Source organism: Caballeronia sp., from assembly GCF_049581465.1.
In the GTDB taxonomy this organism is placed as follows: Bacteria; Pseudomonadota; Gammaproteobacteria; order Burkholderiales; family Burkholderiaceae; genus Caballeronia.
The window spans coordinates 1-3,475 of sequence record NZ_JBAUSA010000986.1; the positions used below are offsets into that span (position 1 = coordinate 1).

General features: G+C 57.4%; 2 protein-coding genes. Both read right to left on the minus strand.

The window, feature by feature from the left end:
• Nucleotides 1-388 precede the first annotated feature (388 nt).
• On the minus strand, nucleotides 389-844 hold the full coding sequence (locus WCA53_RS24200) for a VOC family protein (protein ID WP_423916414.1): 456 nt from the start codon (nucleotides 842-844) through the stop codon (nucleotides 389-391).
• Between the two features lie 1,266 nt (nucleotides 845-2,110).
• The coding region (locus tag WCA53_RS24205) for a glycosyltransferase (protein WP_423916415.1) at nucleotides 2,111-3,475 on the minus strand (1,365 nt) is incomplete at its 5' end.

The window sequence follows — 3,475 nt, forward strand, 5'->3', positions numbered from 1 at the left end:
GTCCTACCCAGTCCGCCAACCAGCCGGCCGCTGGGCATGCTGGCGGGTCCGATTGCAGTGCGCAAAAGGATAAGCACGCCGAGCTTGCCGGAGCAGCAAAACATTTTCTTAGCGTTAACTCAACCTCCGCGTTTGCTCGGCCTAACGTAGTTATAGGAGACCCGCGTGGAAGCTAATAAGGGTCAAAAGCGCTAGCGGCCCAGCCTGAATGTTTATGTCGGCTCGGCCCACGAACTACATCGACCACGTCTGCTTCGTATCAGAAGCGGCAGCCTTATGTCGGCTGGAAGGACTTACTCAACGCTTGGCTTACCGACTCGGCAATCGGCGAGCGGCTGGTTCGGCAAGGGTCCGTCGCCGCCGCTTCACCCGGCTCGAAAGGTCGCGATTAGCGGTAAGTGAAGTCCCGCTTGCTTTGCCCAACTTCTATAATGTATCCATCCGGATCGCGAATGTAGCATCGCGTCTCACCGTACTTGTCCTTTGGCTCTGTGATAAACTGGGCTCCTCGTTTTCGCCATAGTTCATAGCACGCCTGAATATCTGCAACGCGAATATTCATAAAGCTGCTGACTGAACCTGGGTCTTGGGGGACATTGAGCGTTATTGATGGTTTGTCAGGTGTCGGACCGCCCCCGACGTTGACAATGAGCCACGCGTTCGCGATCTGGATAAACACAGCCCCGCCGCTGCTATCACCTCTGCTCAGAATGCGACCTCCGAAGACCGTTTCGTAAAATCGAGCGGATCGTTCGATGTCGGCGACGGTGATAAAGTGGGCGACGGTAATTCCATCTTGCGGCGGCATCCGGTAGCTTTTCTGCTCGCCTTGTACTTGGTTCATAGAAGACTCCAAACGTTGCAAAGCCGATTAACGGTAAGCGATGGAATTCACGATTTCAATTGAACGTAGCAGTCATGGAACGATACGAAGGTTTGTTGCGCTCGTCCTGAAAGCCAACCATTTCCGCCATGGGTCATTGGCAGAGTTGTCTTTCTATCATCAGTCGTCACAACTCCCTGACCTGCCGCCATCTTGTTTTGAATTGCTGGAACCTTCCGTCCAGACTGAGGTAAGTAGCGATTGCTGCCAAACAGAGGGCAATACCGATCCAGAAAATTTCATTCAATCACTTCGTCGGCAACGCGGACCTTTGTTCGCGAACGGCTGTGGCCGGGTGGCAGTCGCCGCTCTATTTGCTTGCTTGTATTGTCGGCGTCGCGGTCGCACCAGCTCGCGCGAGCGCCGCGCGACTGATCTTGTTTATACCATCGTTGCGAACGGCGTTTCTGCGCCCGAAATCGATGTTCATCAAGACGCCCATGCCAACCACCCCGACGATCAGGGCCAGCACTACCGGCAACGGAGAGCTACCAGGCTGCATCCAAACGTCCTACATCGATGTTTCTGGAATGCGACTCTTCCGGTCTTTCCCTTACTTTGCCTACACGGTAGCGCCCGGCACTCCCATGAAACCATCATATTGAGGTGTAGTTCGCATATGCTTTGGTCTATTTCGGCTGAACAATTTATCCGCACGCGTGGCGCTCGCTGAGAATCGTCTGCCCAAGACGGCGACACCATCGCCAGCCCATTGTGCGCCCACTTCCGCCGGTTTCGCGCAGACCCAATCTCCGGCCTTGTATCATCCGCGTTAGTTTTGGAGATTTTGATTGCTAGGTTGCCGTGCGCGGCGTCTCGGAACAAAGCAGCTCGATTAAGTGCACTAACGGTCAGCCCATTGCTCGTCGGGCGATGCCGCCCTGCGAGTGCATTAAGAATGTCGCGAGCTCCATCGTGTTGCCGCAAATTTCGAGACAGCGGCGGAAAATGCCTGCGGCGAACCGGCAACCAGATCCTGCCATTCAAGCGCGAAGCCGGGCACAGTCCGCCTCTGCCCATTGGGCGCTGGTTTTCAAGCGGCGAGGTGCGCGCCAGTATCGTCAACCGGCTGCTGCATCGCCGCTAGCGTCAAGAACAGGGAATCCTCCGGAAAATCTCTGAGCGTACATTTCCCGCCGTTTGCTTGGCCGTTTAGCGGAAGTCGAACGACCTACCCCTTGATCGCGCGGGCAGTGTGGCGCCGCTTGATACGGCCGAAAACCATTTTCAAGAATGCAGGCCAGGTTTGTTGTTTGCGGCTTCGCTAAGACGCTCTAATCCCGCCACCGCAGCGGCCGACGAAAACGGAAGACTCTGGATGATGAGGATCGCACCAAACAAATCGATGCCCAAAAGCCGATAAATATTGGTCACAAAAACGGTGACGCCACCCGCAACCAGCAGCAAACCAAGCACCGCTTCGGGCACCGCCGCAAAGCGCGCATCAGCAATGCCGCTCCCGCCCTTGCGAGTGCGATGGAAGTAGGTTTCTCGCCCTGGAAACGCAGCTTTAAAGGCAGCGCTCGCGATCGTCCACTGCACCGACATGAACACCACCATGGCACCAAGCATCTGCCCGTACGGAACTGCAACGCGTGTCCGGTATGCGCTAACGAAATGGAGCAGCGAGACCAGGAAGGCCGCAATACTCGGCAGCAGCAAGAGCGGATCCGGGATGGCGACAACCTGGAGCACGACAAAGGGCACCCAGATCAGATTAAGCAGCGCGGCCGCGACGGCAACGATTTCGGACCCGAACCAACTGAGCCAGCCGAACGCAAATTCGCGTTTCTGATTGTGGTCGAGCAGGCTCCGGCCTGGAAGGAACCGCCGCCAGTGCTTCTTCACGATTTGCACGGCGCCGCCGGCCCATCGCGCCCGTTGGGTCTTGAAAGCCAGATAGTCTTGCGGCAGCAATCCCCATCCGTAGCGGCGGTTGGTGTAGTCGGCGCGCCACCCCAGTTCCAGGATCGTCAATCCGAGGTCGCTGTCTTCGCAAATCGTGTCGCTTGACCAGCCACCTGCAGCGTCCATTGCGGTACGGCGGATCAGGCACATCGTCCCGTGGACGATGATGGCGTTCACCTCGTTGCGTTCGACCATCCCGATGTCAAAAAATCCCGCATATTCGGCGTTCATGGCGGCGTGGATCGAACTGCGGCAGCCGTCGCGATGATCCTGCGGCGCCTGGATCAATCCGACCTCCGGGTCCGCAAAGCGAGGAACTAGATCCCTAAGCCAGCGCGGATCAACCACGTAGTCGGCGTCGATGACTCCGATGACCTCGGCATCACCTGCGGTCTGCGTCATCGCGACCCGCAGTGCCGCAGCCTTGAATCCTTCGAGATTCTGGACACACACAAACTTGAAGCGCGGCCCAAGCTCGCGGCAGCGCTTCTCGATCGGCTCCCAGAATGCCGGATCCGGCGTGTTATTGATGACGACCACGCACTCAAAATCCGGATAGTCGAGCCGCGCGACCGAGTCGATGGTACGCAACAGCATTTCCGGGGGCTCCCGATAGGCCGGGATATGAATCGAGACTTTGGGAAAGCGCGCCCCCAATACCGGCGATAACAGATTCAGCAGCCG

Coding starts and splice junctions, on each gene's coding strand:
- WCA53_RS24200 (WP_423916414.1), bottom strand. CDS start 844: ATGAACCAAGTACAAGGCGAGCAGAAAAGCTACCGGATGCCGCCGCAA.